The organism is Nesterenkonia lacusekhoensis (assembly GCF_017876395.1).
Taxonomy (GTDB): domain Bacteria; phylum Actinomycetota; class Actinomycetes; order Actinomycetales; family Micrococcaceae; genus Nesterenkonia; species Nesterenkonia lacusekhoensis.
Genome location: NZ_JAGINX010000001.1, coordinates 1,464,603 through 1,484,259 on the forward strand (window position 1 = coordinate 1,464,603; position 19,657 = coordinate 1,484,259).

Consider the following 19,657-nt stretch of genomic DNA (forward strand, 5'->3'; position numbering starts at 1 on the left):
TCACTTTCCTTCGGCTTTGAGATCGCGGGCGAGCAGCAGGGAGGCGATGGTGTCCACGTCGAGAGCGCCGTTGAGCACGGCCACCACGGCCTCAGAGATGGGCATATCCACTCCGTTGCGGCGTGCCAGATCCAGCACGGCGGAACCCGACTTCATGCCCTCAGCGGTCTGGGTCAGACGCTCAGTGACCTGCTCGGTGCTCAGCCCTTCGCCGAGCAGGCGTCCGGCCGAGCGGTTGCGGGACAGCGGGGAGGCACAGGTGGCCACCAGATCGCCGAGACCGGCAAGCCCGGAGAAGGTCTCCAGGCGGCCGCCGAGCACAGTGGCCAGGCGGGTGGTCTCCGCCAGCCCACGGGTGATCACAGAGGCTTTGGAGTTGTCCCCGAGGTTCTGCCCGTCGCAGATTCCCACAGCCAGGGCGATGACGTTCTTCACGATGCCGGCGATCTCCACGCCCACCACGTCGGTGTTGGTGTAGGGACGGAAGTAGGAGTTGTTGCAGAGCTCGGCGATGCGTTCGGCGGTCTGCTCGTCCTCGCAGGCCACCACGGAGGCGGTGGGCTCTTCGCGGGCGATCTCCATGGCCAGATTCGGCCCCGAGACCACTGCGATGCGCGAGGGGTCCAGGCCGAGCTCCTCGGTGATGACCTGGGACATGCGCATATCGGTCCCGCGTTCCAGGCCTTTGATCAGCGAGACCAGCACAGCATGCGGCGCGAGAACCTCTGCCAGCTGGGTCAGATGGGAGCGCAGATGCTGGGCGGGCACGGCGAGCACGACGACGTCGGCGCCCTGAACCGCGTCGGTGAGGCTGCTGGTGGCCGTGATGACCTCCGGCAGGACGATCTCCCCCAGATAGGTGCTGTTGGTGTGCCGGGCGGTGATCTCCTCGGCGACCTCGGCGCGGCGGGCCCACAGCGAGATCTCGACGGGTTCTGAGCCGGTGGTCACGGCGTCCGCCATCACTTTGGCGAAGGTGGTCCCCCAGCTTCCGGCTCCGAGCACGGCGATCTTCTGCACGGGGTCCTCATTCCTCTGCATAGGCTTCTCACTCATCAGGCTGCACCTGCCTGCGCGGGACACGCTGCCGCAGGGCACGGTCCCAGATGTGGTCGGGGGCCTCCTCGCCGCGGAGCTCCGCGACGCCGGAGGTCAGGGCGTCTTCGATCCGTTCGGTGGCCTCTGACAAGACCTTGCGCCCCAGGGGCTTGGCGCGCAGGTCATCGAGATCCACCGTCTCGCCCACAGTGAGCCGGTACTTCTTCCGCGGCAGCGGACGCGGCGTCTTGGCATAGGGCGGCAGAAAGTCCTGGACTCCCCAATGCGTGATCGGAACCACCGGGGCTCCTGTGGTCAGCGCCAGACGCGCCGCGCCGGTCTTCGCCCGCATCGGCCAGAGTTCCGGGTCCCGGGTCAGGGTGCCCTCCGGGTAGATGATGATCGTTCCGCCCTGGTCGAGGACCTCCTGGGCGATCTCCAGAGACCTGTGCGACTCCCGCTGATCACGGATGACCGGGATCTGCTTCAGCGCACGCAGCACGCCTCCGAGCACCGGCGCCTTGAACAGGGAGTCCTTGGCCAGGAAATGAGGGGTGTTGCCTCCGACGTAGACGGCATGGGCCACCGCCAGCGGGTCCAACTCCGTGACGTGGTTGGCCACGGCGATGTACCCGCCCTCAGGCAGCTTCTCCATCCCCTGCAAGTCCTTGCCCATCAGCAGGTTCAGGCTGGGACGGACCACCACGGAGGCGAGGCGGAATCCAGGGGTGCGCAGCGTTCCTGCGCTGCTCTGATCGTCAGAAGTCACGGCAGACAGCCTATCGGAGGAGGCAGGATGTGCGGCGCAGCCCGAAGGGCTCAGCGCGTGGTCAGCTCGATGTCAGCACCGAGGCCGCTGATCTTGTCGATGAAGTGCTCGTAGCCGCGGTTGATGATCTCGATGCCGGTCACCTCAGAGGTGCCGTTGGCGGCCAGTGCGGCGATCAGGTGGGAGAACCCGCCGCGCAGGTCCGGGATGTCGATCGTGGTGCCCTTCAGCTCTGAGGGCCCGGAGATCACTGCCGAGTGCAGGAAGTTCCGCTGGCCGAACCGGCAGGGGTTCGAGCCCAGGCACTCCCGGTGCAGCTGGATGGAGGCACCCATGCGCTTCAGCGCGTTGGTGAAGCCGAACCGGTTCTCGTAGACGGTCTCGTGCACGATGGACACGCCGTGGGCCTGGGTCAGCGCCACGACCATGGGCTGCTGCCAGTCCGTCATGAAGCCGGGGTGGACGTCGGTCTCCAGCACCAGGGGCTGGAGCTGGCCGCCGCCGTGCCAGAAACGGATGCCGTCGTCGTCGACCTCGAACTCGCCGCCGATCTTGCGGTAGGTGTTCAGGAAGGCCGTCAGATCGCGCTGCGCCGCACCTTCGACGTAGATGTCGCCGCGGGTCACCAGAGCCGCCGAGGCCCAGGAGGCGGACTCGTTGCGGTCCGGAATGGCGCGGTGCTTATAGCCGGAGAGCTTCTCCACGCCCTCGATGCGGATGGTTCGGTCGGTGTTGACCGAGATGATCGCTCCCATCTGCTGGAGGATGGCGATCAGATCGTGGATCTCAGGCTCCACGGCCGCGTTCTTCAGCTCCGTGATGCCCTCAGCCAGCACAGCGGTCAGCAGCACCTGCTCGGTGGTGCCCACCGAGGGGTAGGGCAGCTCGAGCTTGGCTCCCTTGAGACCCTTGGGTGCGGTGATGTGGACGCCGGTGGCCTGCTTGTCCACGACGGCGCCGAAGTTCCGCAGCACCTCGAGGTGGTAGTTGATCGGCCGGTCACCGATCCGGCAGCCGCCGAGGTCAGGGATGAAGGCCTCGCCCTGCTTGTGCATGAGCGGGCCGCAGAAGAGGATCGGGATCCGTGAGTCTCCGGCGTGGGCGTCGATCTCGGAATGCTCAGCATTGCGCATCTGACGCGGATCGAGGGTGAGATCACCGGTCTCTGGGTCGGCGTCGACCTTCACCCCGTGGATCTGCAGCAGATTCCGGACGATCTCGACATCCTTGATCTCCGGAACGTTGCGCAGCTGCGAAGGTTCGTTGCCCAGCAGAGAGGCGACCATCGCTTTGGGAACCAAGTTCTTGGCACCGCGGACGCGGACGCGGCCCTGGAGCGGCTTTCCACCCTGGATGGTGAGCAGTTTGGCCATATCGACTCGATGGTCCCTTCATAGATCCGGATTCTCGCCATGCCACTGTAACCAACGTTTCTCCAGCGGCCGTCCAATTCCGCCGCCTGCGAAGGCAACGATTCGGTCAAGCCTCAGGTGCGCGCAGGCAGGGTCTTGGGCTTGAAGGGCAGGCGAGAAGCCTCGAATTCGCTGATGGAGGACTCCTGCTTCAGTGTGAGCGAGATATCATCCAGGCCCTCCATCAGACGCCACCGGGTGTAGTTGTCGATCTCGAACGTGGTGTCCACTGCACCGCAGCGCACTGTGCGACTCTCCAGGTCCACCGTCACCTCGGCACCCGGGGTGCTCTCCAGCTCCTTCCAGATGCGCTCGACGTCGGACTGGGCCACCTTGGCCGTCAGCAGACCCTGTTTGGCCGAGTTGCCGTAGAAGATGTCGGCGAAGCGAGAGGCGATGACCACTCTGAACCCGTAGTCCTTCAGCGCCCATACCGCATGCTCGCGGGAGGAGCCGGTGCCGAAGTCGGGGCCGGCCACCAGGACGGTGCCGTGGGTGTACTCCGGCTGGTTCAGGACGAAGTCCGGGTTCTTCCGCCAGGACGAGAACAGGGCGTCGTCGAAGCCGGTCTTGGTGATCCGCTTCAGATAGACGGCCGGGATGATCTGGTCGGTGTCCACGTTGGACTGGCGCAGCGGGACGCCGACGCCGGTATGGGTGGTGATGGGTTCCATGATGTGCTCCTGGGTGCGCGATGCGGCGGGCCGGGACTCAGGCCGGCACGGGGGCAGGGTTCAGAACGTCCGAGGGCGCAGAGAGCGTGCCTCGGATCGCAGTGGCCGCGGCCACCACCGGGGAGACCAGGTGGGTGCGGCCGCCCTTGCCCTGCCGGCCTTCGAAGTTGCGGTTGGAGGTGGAGGCGCAGCGCTCCCCCGGAGCCAGTTGGTCCGGGTTCATGCCCAGGCACATCGAGCAGCCGGCGAAGCGCCACTCTGCGCCGAAGTCCTTGAAGACCTGGTCCAGCCCTTCGGCCTCGGCCTGCAGCCGGACCCGCTGGGAGCCCGGGACCACGATCATGCGGACGTCCGGATCCTTCTGTCGTCCCTGGATGATCTCGGCGGCGGCGCGCAGATCCTCCATCCGAGAGTTGGTGCAGGAGCCCAGGAAGACTGTGTCCACCCGGATGTCCTTCATAGGCGTGCCCGGCTCCAGGTCCATATAGGCCAGGGCCCGCTCGGCGGAGTCCCGGGCCACCTCATCGGTGAAGTCGCTGGGCGCCGGGACGGAATCGCTGAGGCTGACGCCCTGACCGGGGTTGGTGCCCCAGGTGACGAAGGGCTCGAGCTCGTCGGCGTCGAGGATGACCTCGGCGTCGAACTCAGCTCCCTCATCGGTGCGCAGCGAAGTCCAGTACTCGACGGCGGCGTCCCAGTCCTCACCCTGCGGAGCGTGTGGGCGGCCCTTCACGAACTCGAAGGTCGTCTCATCCGGCGCGATCATGCCGGCGCGGGCGCCCGCCTCGATGGACATGTTGCAGATGGTCATCCGGGCGTCCATGGACAGCTGCTCGATCGCGCTTCCGCGGTACTCCAGGACATAGCCCTGCCCACCGCCGGTGCCGATCTTCGCGATGACCGCCAGGATGATGTCCTTGGAGCTGACGCCGGGCTTCAGCGTGCCCTCGACGGTGATGGCCATCGTCTTGAACGGCTTCAGCGGCAGGGTCTGGGTGGCCAGCACATGCTCCACCTCAGAGGTGCCGATGCCCATGGCCAGCGCCCCGAAGGCGCCGTGGGTGGAGGTGTGGGAGTCGCCGCAGACCACGGTCATGCCGGGCTGGGTGAGCCCCAGCTGAGGGCCGACCACGTGGACGATGCCCTGGTCGTCGTCGCCCAGGGAGTGGATGCGCACGCCGAACTCCTCAGCGTTGGCCCGCAGCGTGTCCACCTGCTTCTTGGAGACCGGGTCCGCGATGGGCCTGTTGATCTCCAGAGTGGGAGTGTTGTGGTCTTCGGTGGCGATGGTGAGATCCGGCCGACGCACGGGGCGGCCTGCCAGGCGCAGGCCCTCGAAGGCCTGCGGGCTGGTCACCTCGTGGACCAGGTGCAGGTCGATGTAGAGCAGGTCAGGAGAACGCTGCCCGTCCTTCTCCTCGCCCGGCACGACGATATGATCGCGCCAGACCTTCTCTGCCAGAGTGAGCGGCTTCTCCGCGGTCATCGGGTTCCCTTCCGTATGAGCCCTTGTCCCGACCTCAGCCTCAGAGGGTGACGGGCTGCGGCGGCGAATTGGCGGTACCACCAGAGAAACACCGTTGTGACGGGGGTTCCATAGTGTGGGTTGGGGTTCTCACTATTTGAGATCACTCTCTGAGTTCGCAGTAGAATGTGAGGCATGTCCAGCCAGCCTTCAGCTCCGCAGCCTTCCTCGCTGCCGGCGGATCCGCCGCGGCCCCTGCATTCGCCCTCCGGGATCGGGGTCATCGACAAGTCAGTGATGATCCTCGACGCACTCGAGGCGGGGCCGGCCTCCTTGGCCCAGCTGGTGGAGTGCACCGGTCTGGCTCGGCCCACAGCCCACCGGCTGGCCAGCGCCCTGGTCCATCATCGTTTCCTGAGCCGCGATGTCCGCGGCCGCTACGTGATCGGCTCTCGGCTGGCCGAGCTGGCCTCGGCGGCCGGCGACGACCGCCTGGTCTCGGCGGCGGGCCCGATCCTGCTCAAGCTGCGCGACGCCACCGGCGAATCCTCCCAGCTCTACCGCCGGCAGGGGGACGCCCGCGTCTGCGTGGCCTCCGCTGAGCGTCCGATCGGGCTGCGCGACTCCATCCCGGTGGGCACCCAGCTGTCCATGAAGGCCGGCTCCGCCGCCCAGGTTCTGCTGGCGTGGGAGGACCACGAACGCCTGGTGGAGGGCCTTCAGGGCGCCCGCTTCACCCCGACCGTGCTGGCCGGCGTCCGGCGTCGCGGCTGGGGCGAGTCGCTGGGCGAGCGGGAGCCCGGCGTGGCGTCGGTCTCCGCGCCGGTGCGCGGACCGTCCGGCCGGGTCATCGCCGCAGTGTCCATCTCCGGACCCATCGAGCGGCTGTCGCGGCAGCCGGGCCGGCTGCACGCCGCCGTCGTCGTCCAGGCCGCCCATCAGCTGACCGAGCTGGTGCGGAAGAATCCGGAGGCCGCCGAGCAGAGCCTCCCGGACCCGGGACGTCGCCCCTGACCCGTGTTCTCACCACGTTCTGGACATTGAGCACTTAGGATGGGCCCGTGACTTTGAACATCAGTGTTATCGGTACCGGTTATCTGGGCGCCACCCACGCCGCCTGCATGGCGGAGCTCGGCTTCGACGTGATCGGCGTGGACGTCGACCCCGAGAAGATCGACTCGCTCTCCCGCGGTGAGCTGCCCTTCCACGAGCCCGGCCTGCCCGAGCTGATCCGCAAGCATGTCGACTCCGGCAAGCTGCGGTTCATCACCGACCCCGACTACTCCACAGTCGGCGCCTGGGCAGACGTCCACTTCATCGCAGTGGGCACTCCCCAGCAGCCCGGGGGCACCGGCGCAGATCTGACCTACGTCGACGCCGCCACCGTCGGCCTGGCCGAAGGGATCACCAAGGACTCGCTGATCGTCGGCAAGTCCACCGTCCCGGTGGGCACCGCCCGCCGCCTGGCCCGGCTGGTCGAGGAGACCTCCCGCGACGACGTCGCCGTCTCCTTGGCTTGGAACCCGGAGTTTCTGCGCGAAGGCTTCGCCGTCAAGGACACGCTGACCCCCGACCGACTGGTCGTGGGCACCGCCACCGACGCCGACGAAGCCGTGCTGCGCGAGGTCTACGCCGAGGCGCTGGAGCGCGAGACCCCCTGGATCAGCACCGACTTCGAGACCGCGGAACTGGTCAAGGTCGCGGCCAATGCCTTCCTGGCCACCAAGATCAGCTTCATCAACGCCTTCTCCGAGGTCACCGAGACCGTCGGCGGCAACATCACCACCCTGGCCGATGCGATCGGCTTCGACACCCGCATCGGCCGGAAGTTCCTCAATGCCGGCGTCGGCTTCGGCGGCGGCTGCCTGCCCAAGGACATCCGGGCCCTGCAGACCCGCGTCAGCGAGCTGGGCCTGGACCACACGATGACGTTCCTCGATGAGATGGACAAGATCAACCTGCGTCGCCGCGAGCGCGTGGTCACCCTCGCCGAGAACATCCTGGGCGAGCTGGCCGGCAAGCGGATCGCGGTGCTGGGTGTGACCTTCAAGCCGCTCTCCGACGATGTGCGCGACTCCCCCGGCCTGGATGTGGCCAACCGCCTCTACACCGCCGGCGCTGAGGTCTCGGTCTATGATCCCGAGGGCAACGCCAACGCGGCCAAGCGCTTCCCGCGCCTGGGTTATGTGGACTCGCTCACCGAGGCCGCCCAGGACGCCGATCTGGTGGTGCTGGCCACTGAGTGGAACGAGTTCAAGGCACTCACCCCGGCGGACCTGGACGAGCTGGTCGCGCAGAAGCAGTTCATCGATGCCCGCAACGTGCTGCCCGCAGCGGACTGGGAGAAGGCCGGCTGGTCCTTCGCCCAGCTGGGACGCTACTACGACGGCCTCTGATCGGCCGCGAGCTCTAGAGGGAGCTCCACCCACCTGCTGAGACGGCGTGCTCTGTGATCACACGGGGCACGCCGTCTCTGTGTTCGAGCACCTCTCCCAGCGGGCGGAAGCCCTCCGGGAGCACGACGCCGGCCCCGAAGGTGGCCAGCAGTGCGTACTCCTCTCCCCCGGCACAGACCCAACGACGCGCGGCCTGCGGGTCCCGGCCCAGAACCCCGGCCACGGGCTCCAGCTGAACGGCTTCAGCCTCCAGGGCGGCGTCGTCGAGCTTCAGGCAGACGCCCGCTGCGGAGGCGAGGCGGCCGGCGTCACGGATCAGCCCGTCGGAGATGTCCATGGCAGCTGTGGCCCCGTGGGCCGCAGCCGTAGGGCCTGCCGTCAGCGGGGGCTCCGGTCGCTGCTGGGCGGCCAGGCAGTCTCGGATCAGATCTTCGTGACTCTCCCAGAGCCGCTTCTGCTCGGTTGCATCTGCTGCACCGTCATGTTCCGGAGCGGATAGGTGTTCGAGCAGCTCGAAGCCCGCGGCGGCACGCCCCAGCGGGCCGGCCACGGCGAGGATGTCTCCGGGCTGAGCGCCGCTGCGGCGGAGCACCGGGGCGTCCTCGGCCTGTCCCAGGGCGGTGATGGTCACTGAGATGGTGTCACCGCTGCCCAGGTCTCCACCGGCGATCACACAGCGCTGCGCGCCTGGAGCCCGGCAGGCCCGGACCATCCCCTGGAAGAAATCACCCACCCACTCCACAGGAAGGTCCGCGGGCAGGGTCAGGCTGACCAGCAGGGCAGAGGGAACGGCGCCCATAGCGCTGATGTCGGAGAGGTTCTGAGCGGCGGCTTTGGTGCCCACGTCCATCGCCCACACCTCAGTGCGCTCCGCAGCTTCTGCTGTGCTGTTCGGGCCCAGCCACCACCGGCGGCGGAAGTCCTGGCCCTCACTCATCGTGTCTGTGGTCATGACGACCTCTGCAGTGGGCTGAGAGCTGCCTGGCGAGGGCTGGGCGGAGAAGGCGAGGACAGCGGCGTCGTCGTTTCCTGGGCCCACGGCGAGCGTCTGCCCCGACTGCTGGGCGCGCTCCTGGCCGGGCTCCTGCCGGTGCTGCTGGGCGACGGCGTCGTTATGCGGGGTGATGACCTCCAGGATGGCGCTGAGCACAGCGTCCTCGCCCGCCTGGGCAACAGTGCGTGGGGACCTCTCCATAGCTCCTTATGGTGTCACGTCCCAGCTCAGCGCGCTGTCACGGATCCATGTCACCGCCTCGCCCTAGGCTTGGACCATGGATTCAGACGGGGTGCGACACAGGGTGAGAGACGGGGCGCGGGGCACGGTGACTGAACCCGGCGTGCCTGCTCCCGATCCGCTGATGGCGGCCCGGCAGTTCCAGATTCTGGCTCGCCGCGCCGAGGCCGCACAGCTGACCGCCATGGTGGAGCATCAGGATGCCCTAGAAGCCGAGGAGCGGTTGGCGGAGCTGCCGCTGCATGCCCGCCGAGAGGCACGGAAGGTGCCGGTCCGGCAGTTGGCCCTGGAACTGCGGATGAGCGAACGGACGGTAGCAGTGCTGCTGGGCTGCGCGCGTTTCGCCCGCCGTGAGCTGCCGCAGACGTGGAGGGCCTTCGGTGAGGGGGCCGTCGATCAGCAGAGGCTGCGGCTGGTGGCTGATGCGGCGATGAGCTTGGAGTCCGCTGAGCATGTGGAGGCCTTGGACACCGCCGCGGAGAAGAAGGCCCCGGAGAGCACCGCGGCACAGCTGAGGCGCTGGCTGAACCGTTTTGTGGCACGGCTGGGACCGGAGGAGTTCGCCCGCAGCTGTGAGCAAGCGCAGAGGCATCGGCATGTTCGCCTCCAGCACCTGGAGAACGGAGTGAGCCTGCTTCAGGCGCTGCTGCCCACTGTGCAGGCCGCCGCTATCGAGAAGCGTCTCCGTGCCGCTGCGCGGGGCCTGGACGGGCCGCAGCCGCGGGATCCCGAAGCTGCGGAGACCCCGGCCCCCTCCCCTGATCTGATGAGCACGGGATCTGGCCCGGCCTGCTCCGACCACACCGATTCCGCCCCGCAGCCTCACGACCCGCGGACGCTCGATCAGCGCGAGGCTGACCTCTTGGCCGCATGGCTGTTGGACGGTCGAGTGGGCGGCACGCCCGTGGAGGCTGCCCTGGCGATCATGGTGCCGGAGGTGACTCTGACCGGCGAGAGCAATGAGCCCGCTGTCAGCGCCGACGGCGCCTGGGCCATCCCCGCCCAGGCTGTGCGGGAGCTGGCCTTCGCGCCAGGAGCACAGCACCGGTGGTACGAGGCGGTGACGCGCAGGCCCTCGTCGGCAGAAGATGATGTCCTGGAGATCAGATATCAGGGGCGCTTCGCTCCACAGAGACTGCGAGACGCAGTGGCGTTCCGAGATCGGACCTGCCGTGCCGAGGGCTGCTCAGTCCCGGCGGAGCACTGCGACCTGGACCATCGGATCCCCTGGCCGAAAGGGCCGACCACCGGCACGAATCTTCAGGCCCTGTGCCGAAGACACCATAGGATGAAATCCCACGGGTACCTGGACCCTCCCGACGCGGTCGCGGACCGATGAATCGTGCCCCGAAGGTCTGCGTACCCCGGTCTCGCTAGGCTGACGGTATGAAGGTCGATGTCGCGGTCCGGGACGCCTACGCCACGAGGGTCGCTGAGTATGCCGCAGCGTTAGGGGCTGTGGACCAGATGCATGCCGATGACCGTGATCAGATCAGTGCCTGGGGCCGTCGCCTTGAGGGGCCCGCTCTCGACGTCGGCTGTGGTCCCGGACATTGGACAAACTATCTCCGCCACCAAGGCGTGGACATACGAGGAATCGACCCGGTGCCGGAGTTCACCGCCTATGCCCGCAGTCAGTTCCCGGGCATCGAGTTCCAGACAGCTTCTCTGGGCTCTCCGGGCGTGGACGCGGCCTCCCTCACAGGCATCCTGTGCTGGTACTCCCTGATCCATATCCGTCCGAGGGGCATGGCTGAGGCCTTGGCCCAGATCAATCAGCTGCTGTGCCCTGGAGGAGAGCTATTGGTCGGGTTCTTCCGCCACTCACGCACAGAGGTCTTTGACCACGCTGTCGCACCTGCCTACCGGTGGTCGGTGGACCACCTGGCGCGTGAGCTGGCGGCAGGGGGCTTCACCGTCTGTGACATCCACCGGCGGACGGATCCCGATGTACGACCACATGCTTGTATCCGCGCCGTGAAATCTCGCCGCAGCTGATCGGAGACGTCTATGGAAAGCACCGCACTGCAGGCCCGAGCCGCTGCGCGCGCTCAAGAGCTCCCGGCGGCAGAGATGAGCCGACCCTTCGGCGAAGACTGGGACGTCTGGAAGGTCCGCGGCCGAGTCTTCATGCTCCAGACTCAGGCAACCGGAGAGCCGCTGGTGATCCTCAAATCCCGTCCCGAGGACTCTGCCGCTCTGCGCGAGGCCTACACCGAGGTCACGCCCGGCTATCACATGAACAAGCGGCACTGGATCAGCCTGCACGAAGGTGGAGAGCTCGACGCCGGTCTCGTGGATGACCTGGTCACCGAGTCCTACCTGCTCGTCGTGGAGAGAAACCTGCCGCGTCGGGAACGCCCAGTGGATCCTGAGACCTTCGGCCAGTGAGCGCCGGCCGCACGAGACCTCCTCCGCAACGGCCTTCAGGCGCAGGGTGGAGGCCTCCACGTTCTCAGAGACGGTGTTCCGCGCCGGCCACGGTCACGCCGGGATCCTCATCATCCTGGGCCTGATCTGCCTCATGCTCACAGAAGCGACGTCACTCACCGGCTTCTGGGAATGGTCTTCCCGCGCTGGCGTCCTGGTGTCCGCAATCCTCATCCCCGCGGGCTTCTTCCTCTCGGCGCTCGGACCCGGCCGCACTGCCCCGAACCGGCTCATCGTACTGCTGTGGGGCGGCGCGGGATTCCTCGTCACAGGACTCATCAGCTGCGGAGTCGGACTCATCCTGGCGGCCTGATGATCTACATGATCTACGGAGCAGCCAGCGGCGCTCTCCCAGGTGGCGGCCTCTCCAGCTGCTGCAGGCCGCGCTCCGAGAGATGCAGAAGGCGGGCCACCTAGAAGCCGCGGCGCCGCCCATCACTGAAGCGCCCTGGGTTTCGTTCCGTGGTTAGACGGTCGCGGGCGCGGTCGTCGTGGTGTGAGTGTAGGCCGCTTCGACTGCCGCTGGAGTGCGGTAGTCGAGCGCCTCGTGGAGCCGGGTCGTGTTCCACCAGTGGACCCAGCCCATCGTCGCCAACTCGACTTCGCTGACCGAATCCCAGATCCGCTTCGAGTAGATCAGTTCCGTCTTGTAGAGACCGTTCACGGTCTCGGCCAGGGCGTTATCGTAGCTATCGCCAACGGTGCCGACTGATGCTTTCACCCCCGCTGCGATGAGAGCGTCCGAATAGGCCAGTGAGACATACTGGCCGTATTCAAGTGGTCGTCGCAACACCTACCTGATGGAGGTGTTCGATGGGCATTGGCCCAAGGCAGAAGAGGGCAAGGGAATATCGCGGTCAGATCGTCTCTCCTGGGCGCCCAACGGTGGCTTGGCGCGAGGACCGTGTGCGGTTCTGGCAGGCCATCGCTGCAGGAGCTAAGACCCGAGAGGCCGGTGAAGCCGCCGGTGTCTCCGAGCCTGTAGCTCACCGTTGGTTCCGACATGCTGGTGGCGTGAATCCACACTTGGCCTCGACTGTTTTCGGACGGTATATCTCCTCCTCTGAACGGGAGGACATCGCTTTATGGCGAGCCCAAGACAGCGGGGTCCGTGAGATCGCCCGTCGGCTGGGGCGTAGCCCATCGACGATCTCACGGGAGCTACGGCGTAACGCCTCGACCAGGACCTATCAGCTGGAGTACAAGGCCTCGATTGCTCAGTGGCATGCTGAGCGGCGCGCCCGCCGTCCGAAGACCGCGAAGATGGTCACCAACGACCGGCTGCGCCAGTACGTCCAAGACAAGCTCAGCGGTGAGATCATCACCGCCGAAGGTGAAGTTGTCGGCCCCGAGGGCCCGGCCTGGGATGGAAAGAACAAGCCCCACCGTGGGGACCGTGAATGGGTCACCGCCTGGAGTCCGCAGCAGATTGCCAAGCGGCTGCCACTGGAGTTCCCCGATGACCCGACCATGAGGATCTCTCATGAGGCGATCTATCAGGCCCTCTACGTCGAATCCCGCGGCGGGCTTGCCCGGAAGCAGTCCTGGCACCTGCGCCGAGGTCGCACCAAGCGAATGCCCCGGGCCCGCACACGGCAGGAAGCCTGGGCTCATGTCACTGCCGAGACCGTGCTGCAGAAACGCCCCAAGGAGGTCGAGGACCGCAAGATCGCCGGCCACTGGGAAGGTGACCTGATCATCGGACTGAAGCGTTCGGCCGTGGCCACGTTGATCGAGCGCACCACCCGCTACGCGATACTGGTCCACCTGCCCCGCCAGGCCGGGTACGGGCAAATTCGACCAACGAAGAACGGCCCGGCACTGGCGGGGTATGGGGCGTTGACCATGAAAGACGCTCTGGCGAAGTCGATCACCCATCTGCCTGAGCAGCTGCGCCGTTCTTTGACCTGGGACCGCGGCAAAGAGCTCTCGGCACATGCGCTGCTGACGAAAGAGACTGGGCTGCCGGTGTACTTCGCTGACGCGAAGAGTCCCTGGCAGCGTGGCTCCAACGAGCACCTCATGGTCTGCTTCGGCAATACTTCCCGAAAGGCACTGACCTCTCCAGGTGGAACGCCACCGAAATCGCAGCTATCGCCACCGCCATGAACAACCGGCCACGCGGGATCTTGGGGTGGCGCACTCCCGCCGAGGCGTTCGCCGATCAACTACGCTCAGTCCAACAACACACTGTTGCGACGACCAGTTGAATACGGCCTGACTGCCCCTGTCGGAGTGGTGAACCAATCCGCTATCATTCCTGCTTGCACCAGTGGAAAGAAGTGCGTGCTCCAGTGCGAGCAAAGGTAGAGACTGTGTGTGGAGTGTGGGTGCGACCGCCCAGCCGACAATTCTCCGACTGAAGACATCGGTGATGAATGCGACGTAGCAGAATCCGGCGAGGATCCGGACGTAGGTGATGTCAGCGACCCAGAGCTGCCGCGGACGGTCCGCGGCAAACTTCCGTTCCACAAGGTCGGGGCGCTCATCCGGTCCGGCTCCAGGGCAGGTGGTGACGGGCTTACGGCCTCGCCGGACGCCTTGGAGTCCCGCGACCCTCATCAGTCGTGCCACCTGGTCGCGACCGACGTCCCATCCCGCATGCCGCATCGCGTGCCACATCTTTCGGACCCCGTAGACGCTGTAGTTCTCCTTGTGAATTCGTTTCACCTCCTCCACGAGCATCTCGTCCCGAATGCTACGAGCGCAGGCTGGCCTGCTCTTTGCGGCACGGTATCCGCGGGAGGTGATGAACCCACATTCTGTCGCACCGAGGATGCGGCAGATGGCCTCGACCCCGAACTGTTCGCGATGCATGTCGATGAACGCGATCATTTCGTCGTGGGGCGGTCGAGCTCCGCTGCGAAAAACGCTGAGGCGGCCTTCAGAATCTCATTCGCGCGCCGTGCCTCGGCGAGTTCCCGTCGAAGACGCCGGTTCTCCTCCTCGAGCGGCTCGCCCGGGCCGGTCGGCTCGGTGGGGCCGTAGCGGTTGCACCAGATCCGCAGGGTCTCCTCCCCGACACCGAGCTGTGGTGCGACGGCACGGATCGACTGCGCTCTGGGACCTCCCTCGAGGGCTTGACGGTCGTGAACCATGCGCACGGCGCGGTCACGCAGCTCTGGACTGAACTTCTTGGGCATACTCCGATTCTCCTTGCTGAGACTCGGAACGAAACCCAGGGCGCTTCACACCGACCGGCAAGAAAAGTAATCCCAAACACAAGAAAAGCGCCCCTGGAAATCCAGAAGCGCTTTTCTCTATGGTGACCCCAGCGGGATTCGAACCCGCGTTACCGCCGTGAGAGGGCGGCGTACTAGGCCGCTATACGATGGGGCCATAGACCAGTATTCGATTGTTCATCATCACAGAGGTGAAGCCTCAGACCGCATGGTCCGAGGCTTCACACCTTGTGGTGACCCCAGCGGGATTCGAACCCGCGTTACCGCCGTGAGAGGGCGGCGTACTAGGCCGCTATACGATGGGGCCATATCTGATCGATCCTCAGAGGATCGATCCGCTGGGCTACTAGGACTCGAACCTAGAATAACGGTACCAGAAACCGTCGTGTTGCCGATTACACCATAGCCCAATACTGGGATTCTCTCTTCGATTATCCTTGTTTCGAGGTCTTCAGGAGCATCTCCTGCGCTCCCCCGCAACGGATAAATACTTTACACGAGATATCCCAGCAGATGCAAAATCAGCCCCGCGACACTACCTCAGCGCGGAAACGAGCCAGCCGTGACAGAGACGATTCCCGGCCGAGCAGCTCCATAGACTCGAAGAGCGGCGGGGACACCTTGCGCCCCGAGATCGCCGAACGGACAGCTCCGAAGGCCTTGCGCGGCTTCAGCTCCATCCCCTCGATCAGCGCCTCGCGCAGGGCCCCCTCGATCTCCTCCGTGGTCCACTCCCCGAGCTTCTCCAGAGCCGCTGTGGAGGCGTCCAGAGCCTCCAGGACCACGTCCTTCTCCCCCAGTCCGCTGAAGGCTTTGAGCTCGATCTCAAGCTGATCATCGTCGGCGAAGAGGAAGGCCATCATGTCCGCACCCTCCCCCAGCAGCGCGATGCGCTCCTGGACCAGCGGCGCAGCGCCGTCCAGCAGAGCCGCCTGACGCTCAGTGAGCTCCTCATCCACCAGCTGCCGCGCCTGCAGATAGGGAACCAGACGGTCGCGGAAGTCCTGGGCCTCCAGACGACGGATATGGGTTCCGTTGATGGACTCGGCCTTCTTCACGTCGAAGCGCGCCGGGTTGCCCAGCACATCGGCGACATCGAAGTTCTCCACGAGCTCATCCACGGTGAAGATGTCCTCATCTGCTGAGAGTGACCATCCCAGCAGTGCCAGGTAGTTCAACAGGCCCTCACGGATGAAGCCCCGATCCCGGTGCAGGAACAGGTTCGACTCCGGATCGCGCTTGGACAGCTTCTTGCTGCCCTCACCCATCACATAGGGAAGATGCGCGAAGGCCGGCATGTAGGAGGCGACACCCACCGCGTGCAGCGCCCGGTACAGGGCGACCTGCCGAGGCGTCGACGACAGCAGATCCTCGCCGCGCAGCACGTGGGTGATCTCCATCAGCGCATCGTCCACCGGGTTCACCAGCGTGTAGAGCGGCTTCCCGTTGGCCCGGGCCACGACGAAGTCCGGAGTGGACCCTGCACCGAAGGTGATCTCACCGCGCACCAGATCGGTGAAGGTGATGTCCTCCTCGGGCATCCGGAAGCGCAGCACCGGCTCGCGGCCCTCGGCACGGAAGGCCTCCTTCTGCTCCTCGGTGAGGTCACGGTCATAGTTGTCATAGCCCAGCTTGGGATCCCGTCCGGCAGCACGGTGACGCTCCTCGACCTCCTCAGGAGAGGAGAAGGACTCATAGACGAACCCGGCCTCCTTCAGCTTGGCCAGCACGTCCTGATAGATCTCACCCCGCTGAGACTGGCGGTACGGGCCGTGGGGCCCGCCGACCTCCACTCCCTCGTCCCAGTCGATGCCCAGCCAGCGCAGGGCCTCGAGCAGCATCTGGTAGGACTCCTCAGAGTCGCGGGCGGCGTCGGTGTCCTCGATCCGGAAGATCAGCTTGCCGCCGGTGTGCCGGGCATAGGCCCAGTTGAACAGCGCCGTACGGATCAGCCCGACATGCGGCAGACCGGTCGGCGAGGGACAGAAGCGCACGCGCACCGGGGTGCTGGCGTCGACTGAGGGGATGTCTTTCGGAGGAGCCACGGGAGTGGTCATGATCTTGGAAATCGCTCCTGTCAGCGGTCTCAGTTGCGGAAGTGGTTGGTGAGGGTGCCGATGCCCTCGATCTCGGCGTCGAAGCGATCGCCGGCGCTCAGCCGCCCGACGCCTGCCGGAGTGCCGGTGAGGATGACGTCGCCGGGCAACAGCGTGAAGGCCTGAGAGATGTAGGCGATCAGCTCGGGCACACCGAAGATCATGTCGGCCGTGGTGCCGTCCTGGACGGTCTCTCCGTTGAGCTGGCCGATGACGGTCAGATCCTCCGGGTCCAGCTCTGTCTCGATCCACGGCCCCAGCGGAGTGGAGCCGTCGAAGCCTTTGGCGCGGGCCCACTGCCCGTCGGTGCGCTGAGCGTCCCGAGCCGTGACATCGTTGGCCACGGTATAGCCGAAGACCACCTCAGGCACGCGCTCGACCGGCACGTCCTTGCAGATGCGGCCGATGACCACGGCCAGCTCGGCCTCATAGCTGACCTCCTCCGAGAAGGAGGGCAGGGTGACCGGCTCGTTGGGTCCGGAGACCGCGGTGTTGGGCACCAGGAACAGCAGCGGTGAGACCGGCGCCTCGCCGCCCATCTCCTCGGCGTGGTCGGCATAGTTCTTCCCGACGCCGATGACTTTGCTCCGCGGGATGATCGGCGCCACCAAGCGGACATCCTCCAGCTTGTGGGTGGCCTCCTCCCCGGGCACCTGCTGGATGCCCTGGTAGAAGGGGTCTCCGACGAGCTGGGTGATGATCTCCTCACCGGGCTCGCCTGTGACCAGGCCATAGGACGGTTCAGCGTCTGTGACGAATCGTGCAATGCGCATACGCGCCAGTCTATCGCCCCGTCCCGCAGAACTCAGGCCCGCAGAACTCAGGCCAGTCGGTGCATCCAGCCGTAGCGGTCCTCCACCGTTCCGGTCTGGATGCCCAGCAGCTCCTCACGGATCGACTGGGTGACTTCCCCGGTGCCGGTGGAGGCGATGGTCTTCTCCCCGTCCAGCAGCTCACCGATCGGGGTGATCACCGCAGCGGTGCCGCAGGCGAAGACCTCAGTGATGGTGCCGTCCTCGACGCCGGCCTCCCACTCGTCCAGAGTGATCCGGCGCTCCTCCACGGTCAGACCGCGGTCCCGTGCCAGCTGAAGCACCGAGTCGCGGGTGATCCCCTCCAGGATGGTGCCGGTCAGCTCCGGGGTGATGATGCGGCCGTCAGCGGTCACGAGGAAGACGTTCATGCCGCCCAGCTCCTCGATGGCGTTGTCATGCAGCGGGTCCAGGAAGAGCACCTGGTCACAGCCCTTCTCCGCGGCCTGCTGCTGCGGCAGCAGGGAGCCGGCGTAGTTTCCGCCGGTCTTGGCCGCGCCGGTGCCGCCGGGGGCCGCGCGGACATAGTCCCGGGAGACCCAGATCTTCACCGGCTTGAGCTCCCCGCCGAAGTAGTTGCCCGCCGGGGAGGCGATCACCCGGTAGCTGACCTCCTTGGCCGGACGCACACCGAGGAACGCCTCGGAGGCGAACATGAAGGGGCGCAGGTACAGCGCCTCTCCCTCACCGGAGGGGACCCACTGCCGGTCAGCAGAGACCAGCTGCTCCAGAGACTCCACGAAGGCCTGCTCCTCCAGCTCCGGAAGGGCCAGACGCCGCGCGGAGCTGTTCATGCGCGCGGCATTGGCGAAGGGACGGAAGGTCCAGATCCCCCCGTCGCTGTGGCGGTAGGCCTTCGTCCCTTCGAAGACCTCCTGGGCATAGTGCAGCACGGCCGCGGCAGGGTCCAATGTGATGGGCCCGTAGGCCTCCACCCGCGCGTTCTGCCACCCGCCGGCCGCGGTCCAGTCGATCACCGCAGTGTGGTCGGTGAAATGTGTGCCGAATCCGGGGTCCTTCAGCACCTCGGCGATCTGCGCCGAGTCAGTGGGGTTCGGGTGGGGAACGACGTCGAACTTCACAGTGTCTCCTTGATCTTGGCGACGAAGGCATCGCCGCGCTGGGCGGTGCTCAGCCCGGTGGTGCCGGACTGCGCCCATTCCGTGAGCTGAGCGTGCACGGCCTGCCCCACGGCACGGGCAGCCTCTGTCAGACCCAGATTATCGAGCATCAGGGCCGAGGAGAGCACAGCCGCAGTGGGATCGGCGATCTGCTGGCCCGCGATGTCCGGGGCCGAACCGTGGACCGGCTCGAACATGGAGGGATACACGCCCTCGGCATTGATCGAGCCGGAGGCGGCCAGCCCGATGCCGCCGGTGATCGCGGCTGCCAGGTCGGTGAGGATGTCGCCGAAGAGGTTGTCGGTGACGATCACGTCGAAGCGCTGCGGGTCGGTGACCATGTGGATGGTGGCGGCGTCGACGTGCATGTAGTCCCAGGTGACCTCGGGGAACTCCTGGGCCACCTCTCGGGTGGTCCGTGTCCAGAGGTCCCCGGCGTAGGTGAGCACATTGTTCTTATGCACCAGGGTCAGCTTCTTCGACCGTGCCTGCGCCCGGACGAAGGCGTCCCGGACCACACGGCGCACACCGTGGGCGGTGTTCACCGAGACCTCGGTGGCGATCTCCTGGGGCGTGCCGCGGCGCAGCTGGCCGCCGTTGCCGGCATAGGGGCCCTCCGTGCCCTCGCGGACGACGACGAAGTCGAAGTCCCCCTCGCCGGCCAACGGGGTGGAGACCCCGGGGAAGGTCTGGGAGGGGCGCAGGTTCACACTGTGATCCAGGTTGAACCGCAGGCCCAGCAGCAGCTCGCGCTCAATGATGCCCGAGGGGATCCGGGTGTCGAGCGGATCGGCCCCGACGGCGCCGAAGAGGATCGCGCTGTGCCGCTTCAGCTTCTCCAGGGTTTCCTCGGTGAGCGTCTCCCCGGTCTCCAGCCAGTGCCCAGCGCCCAACGAGTACTCGGTCCAGCTGATCTGCGCCGAAGAGCCGGCCAGGGCGGCGTCCAAGACTCTGCGGGCCTCTGCGATGACCTCAGGGCCGATCCCGTCGCCAGGGATGACGGCGATGTCGAACTGTTCTGCCATGGG

General features: G+C 66.4%; 18 protein-coding genes, 3 tRNA genes, 2 pseudogenes and 1 other annotated feature. Of the genes and pseudogenes, 7 read left to right on the forward strand and 16 right to left on the reverse strand.

Annotated features, from left to right (window positions below):
• The 5 genes from JOF45_RS06905 to leuC all read right to left on the reverse strand — a co-directional run bounded on the left by JOF45_RS06905 (position 1) and on the right by leuC (position 5,379).
• Complete coding sequence (locus tag JOF45_RS06905; RefSeq protein ID WP_245324169.1) at positions 1-1,056, reverse strand: NAD(P)H-dependent glycerol-3-phosphate dehydrogenase; 1,056 nt, start codon at positions 1,054-1,056, stop codon at positions 1-3.
• The gene (locus tag JOF45_RS06910) at positions 1,049-1,807 is read right to left on the reverse strand and encodes a lysophospholipid acyltransferase family protein (RefSeq protein ID WP_342591426.1); all 759 of its coding nucleotides are present in this window, start codon (positions 1,805-1,807) and stop codon (positions 1,049-1,051) included. The genes JOF45_RS06905 and JOF45_RS06910 overlap by 8 nt, the downstream gene beginning before the upstream one ends.
• Positions 1,808-1,857: 50 nt before the next feature.
• The gene (murA, locus tag JOF45_RS06915; protein ID WP_210048699.1) at positions 1,858-3,180 is read right to left on the reverse strand and encodes a UDP-N-acetylglucosamine 1-carboxyvinyltransferase; all 1,323 of its coding nucleotides are present in this window, start codon (positions 3,178-3,180) and stop codon (positions 1,858-1,860) included.
• A 113-nt stretch (positions 3,181-3,293) separates the two neighbouring features.
• Positions 3,294-3,893 (reverse strand): 3-isopropylmalate dehydratase small subunit, encoded by a 600-nt coding sequence (leuD, locus tag JOF45_RS06920; protein ID WP_210048700.1) that lies wholly within the window; start codon positions 3,891-3,893, stop codon positions 3,294-3,296.
• A gap of 37 nt (positions 3,894-3,930) precedes the next feature.
• A complete protein-coding gene (leuC, locus tag JOF45_RS06925) occupies positions 3,931-5,379 on the reverse strand; it encodes a 3-isopropylmalate dehydratase large subunit (RefSeq protein ID WP_210048701.1) in 1,449 nt (482 codons plus the stop codon).
• Between the two features lie 174 nt (positions 5,380-5,553).
• Here leuC and JOF45_RS06930 point away from each other — a divergent pair, with 174 nt between their 5' ends.
• Both JOF45_RS06930 and JOF45_RS06935 read left to right on the forward strand, forming a co-directional pair.
• Positions 5,554-6,372: an IclR family transcriptional regulator gene (locus JOF45_RS06930; protein ID WP_378579040.1), complete on the forward strand. Its 819-nt coding sequence runs from the start codon at positions 5,554-5,556 to the stop codon at positions 6,370-6,372.
• A gap of 53 nt (positions 6,373-6,425) precedes the next feature.
• Positions 6,426-7,754 carry a UDP-glucose dehydrogenase family protein gene (locus JOF45_RS06935; RefSeq protein WP_281069729.1) on the forward strand — a complete coding sequence of 443 codons (1,329 nt, stop codon included), beginning with the start codon at positions 6,426-6,428 and terminating at the stop codon, positions 7,752-7,754.
• Positions 7,755-7,767: 13 nt separating this feature from the next.
• Here JOF45_RS06935 and JOF45_RS06940 read toward each other — a convergent pair whose 3' ends face one another.
• Positions 7,768-8,949, reverse strand: a complete 1,182-nt coding sequence (locus JOF45_RS06940) for a thiamine-phosphate kinase (RefSeq protein WP_210048703.1) — start codon at positions 8,947-8,949, stop codon at positions 7,768-7,770.
• Between the two features lie 127 nt (positions 8,950-9,076).
• Between JOF45_RS06940 and JOF45_RS06945 the strand changes: the two genes are divergently transcribed.
• The 4 genes from JOF45_RS06945 to JOF45_RS06960 are packed head-to-tail and all read left to right on the forward strand — an operon-like array spanning position 9,077 to position 11,731.
• Positions 9,077-10,327 carry an HNH endonuclease signature motif containing protein gene (locus JOF45_RS06945; RefSeq protein ID WP_210048704.1) on the forward strand — a complete coding sequence of 417 codons (1,251 nt, stop codon included), beginning with the start codon at positions 9,077-9,079 and terminating at the stop codon, positions 10,325-10,327.
• A 47-nt stretch (positions 10,328-10,374) separates the two neighbouring features.
• Positions 10,375-10,986, forward strand: a complete 612-nt coding sequence (locus JOF45_RS06950; RefSeq protein WP_210048705.1) for a class I SAM-dependent methyltransferase — start codon at positions 10,375-10,377, stop codon at positions 10,984-10,986.
• Between the two features lie 12 nt (positions 10,987-10,998).
• Positions 10,999-11,379: an MmcQ/YjbR family DNA-binding protein gene (locus JOF45_RS06955; protein ID WP_210048706.1), complete on the forward strand. Its 381-nt coding sequence runs from the start codon at positions 10,999-11,001 to the stop codon at positions 11,377-11,379.
• A 46-nt stretch (positions 11,380-11,425) separates the two neighbouring features.
• Complete coding sequence (locus JOF45_RS06960) at positions 11,426-11,731, forward strand: hypothetical protein (RefSeq protein WP_210048707.1); 306 nt, start codon at positions 11,426-11,428, stop codon at positions 11,729-11,731.
• Positions 11,732-11,884: 153 nt separating this feature from the next.
• On the opposite strand, the pseudogene JOF45_RS06965 reads toward JOF45_RS06960, so the two are convergent.
• Positions 11,885-12,184, reverse strand: a pseudogene (locus tag JOF45_RS06965) (integrase core domain-containing protein); the annotation flags it as partial.
• A 47-nt stretch (positions 12,185-12,231) separates the two neighbouring features.
• On the opposite strand from JOF45_RS06965, the pseudogene JOF45_RS06970 reads away from it, so the two are divergent.
• Positions 12,232-13,628: pseudogene (locus JOF45_RS06970) on the forward strand (IS30 family transposase).
• Here the strand turns inward: JOF45_RS06970 and JOF45_RS13760 are convergent.
• From JOF45_RS13760 to JOF45_RS07015, 9 genes are all read right to left on the reverse strand, one after another.
• Entirely contained in the window at positions 13,510-14,253 is a 744-nt protein-coding gene (locus JOF45_RS13760) for an IS3 family transposase (protein WP_210048460.1), read from the reverse strand. The pseudogene JOF45_RS06970 and the gene JOF45_RS13760 overlap by 119 nt on opposite strands.
• Positions 14,190-14,292, reverse strand: a sequence feature (AL1L pseudoknot). (Overlaps the previous gene by 64 nt.)
• Entirely contained in the window at positions 14,250-14,561 is a 312-nt protein-coding gene (locus JOF45_RS06980) for a transposase (protein WP_087483962.1), read from the reverse strand. It overlaps the preceding feature by 43 nt. The genes JOF45_RS13760 and JOF45_RS06980 overlap by 4 nt, the downstream gene beginning before the upstream one ends.
• A 120-nt stretch (positions 14,562-14,681) precedes the next feature.
• Positions 14,682-14,757, reverse strand: a tRNA-Glu gene (locus JOF45_RS06985).
• 74 nt (positions 14,758-14,831) lie between these two features.
• Positions 14,832-14,907 (reverse strand) — tRNA-Glu (locus JOF45_RS06990).
• Positions 14,908-14,938: 31 nt separating this feature from the next.
• A tRNA-Gln gene (locus tag JOF45_RS06995) sits at positions 14,939-15,010 on the reverse strand.
• Positions 15,011-15,121: 111 nt separating this feature from the next.
• The gene (gltX, locus tag JOF45_RS07000) at positions 15,122-16,657 is read right to left on the reverse strand and encodes a glutamate--tRNA ligase (protein WP_210048708.1); all 1,536 of its coding nucleotides are present in this window, start codon (positions 16,655-16,657) and stop codon (positions 15,122-15,124) included.
• A gap of 29 nt (positions 16,658-16,686) precedes the next feature.
• Positions 16,687-17,469 (reverse strand): fumarylacetoacetate hydrolase family protein, encoded by a 783-nt coding sequence (locus tag JOF45_RS07005; protein WP_210048709.1) that lies wholly within the window; start codon positions 17,467-17,469, stop codon positions 16,687-16,689.
• A 47-nt stretch (positions 17,470-17,516) separates the two neighbouring features.
• Positions 17,517-18,590, reverse strand: a complete 1,074-nt coding sequence (locus JOF45_RS07010) for a branched-chain amino acid aminotransferase (RefSeq protein ID WP_342591427.1) — start codon at positions 18,588-18,590, stop codon at positions 17,517-17,519.
• Complete coding sequence (locus JOF45_RS07015; protein WP_210048711.1) at positions 18,587-19,654, reverse strand: 3-isopropylmalate dehydrogenase; 1,068 nt, start codon at positions 19,652-19,654, stop codon at positions 18,587-18,589. Before JOF45_RS07015 ends, JOF45_RS07010 begins: the two co-directional genes overlap by 4 nt.
• Between the last annotated feature and the right edge of the window lie 3 nt (positions 19,655-19,657).

Coding starts and splice junctions, on each gene's coding strand:
- JOF45_RS06950 (WP_210048705.1), top strand. CDS start 10,375: ATGAAGGTCGATGTCGCGGTCCGGGACGCCTACGCCACGAGGGTCGCT.
- JOF45_RS07005 (WP_210048709.1), bottom strand. CDS start 17,469: ATGCGCATTGCACGATTCGTCACAGACGCTGAACCGTCCTATGGCCTG.
- leuC (WP_210048701.1), bottom strand. CDS start 5,379: ATGACCGCGGAGAAGCCGCTCACTCTGGCAGAGAAGGTCTGGCGCGAT.
- JOF45_RS07015 (WP_210048711.1), bottom strand. CDS start 19,654: ATGGCAGAACAGTTCGACATCGCCGTCATCCCTGGCGACGGGATCGGC.
- JOF45_RS06955 (WP_210048706.1), top strand. CDS start 10,999: ATGGAAAGCACCGCACTGCAGGCCCGAGCCGCTGCGCGCGCTCAAGAG.
- JOF45_RS06940 (WP_210048703.1), bottom strand. CDS start 8,949: ATGGAGAGGTCCCCACGCACTGTTGCCCAGGCGGGCGAGGACGCTGTG.
- JOF45_RS06905 (WP_245324169.1), bottom strand. CDS start 1,056: ATGAGTGAGAAGCCTATGCAGAGGAATGAGGACCCCGTGCAGAAGATC.
- JOF45_RS06930 (WP_378579040.1), top strand. CDS start 5,554: ATGTCCAGCCAGCCTTCAGCTCCGCAGCCTTCCTCGCTGCCGGCGGAT.
- JOF45_RS13760 (WP_210048460.1), bottom strand. CDS start 14,253: ATGATCGCGTTCATCGACATGCATCGCGAACAGTTCGGGGTCGAGGCC.
- murA (WP_210048699.1), bottom strand. CDS start 3,180: ATGGCCAAACTGCTCACCATCCAGGGTGGAAAGCCGCTCCAGGGCCGC.
- JOF45_RS06980 (WP_087483962.1), bottom strand. CDS start 14,561: ATGCCCAAGAAGTTCAGTCCAGAGCTGCGTGACCGCGCCGTGCGCATG.
- gltX (WP_210048708.1), bottom strand. CDS start 16,657: ATGACCACTCCCGTGGCTCCTCCGAAAGACATCCCCTCAGTCGACGCC.
- leuD (WP_210048700.1), bottom strand. CDS start 3,893: ATGGAACCCATCACCACCCATACCGGCGTCGGCGTCCCGCTGCGCCAG.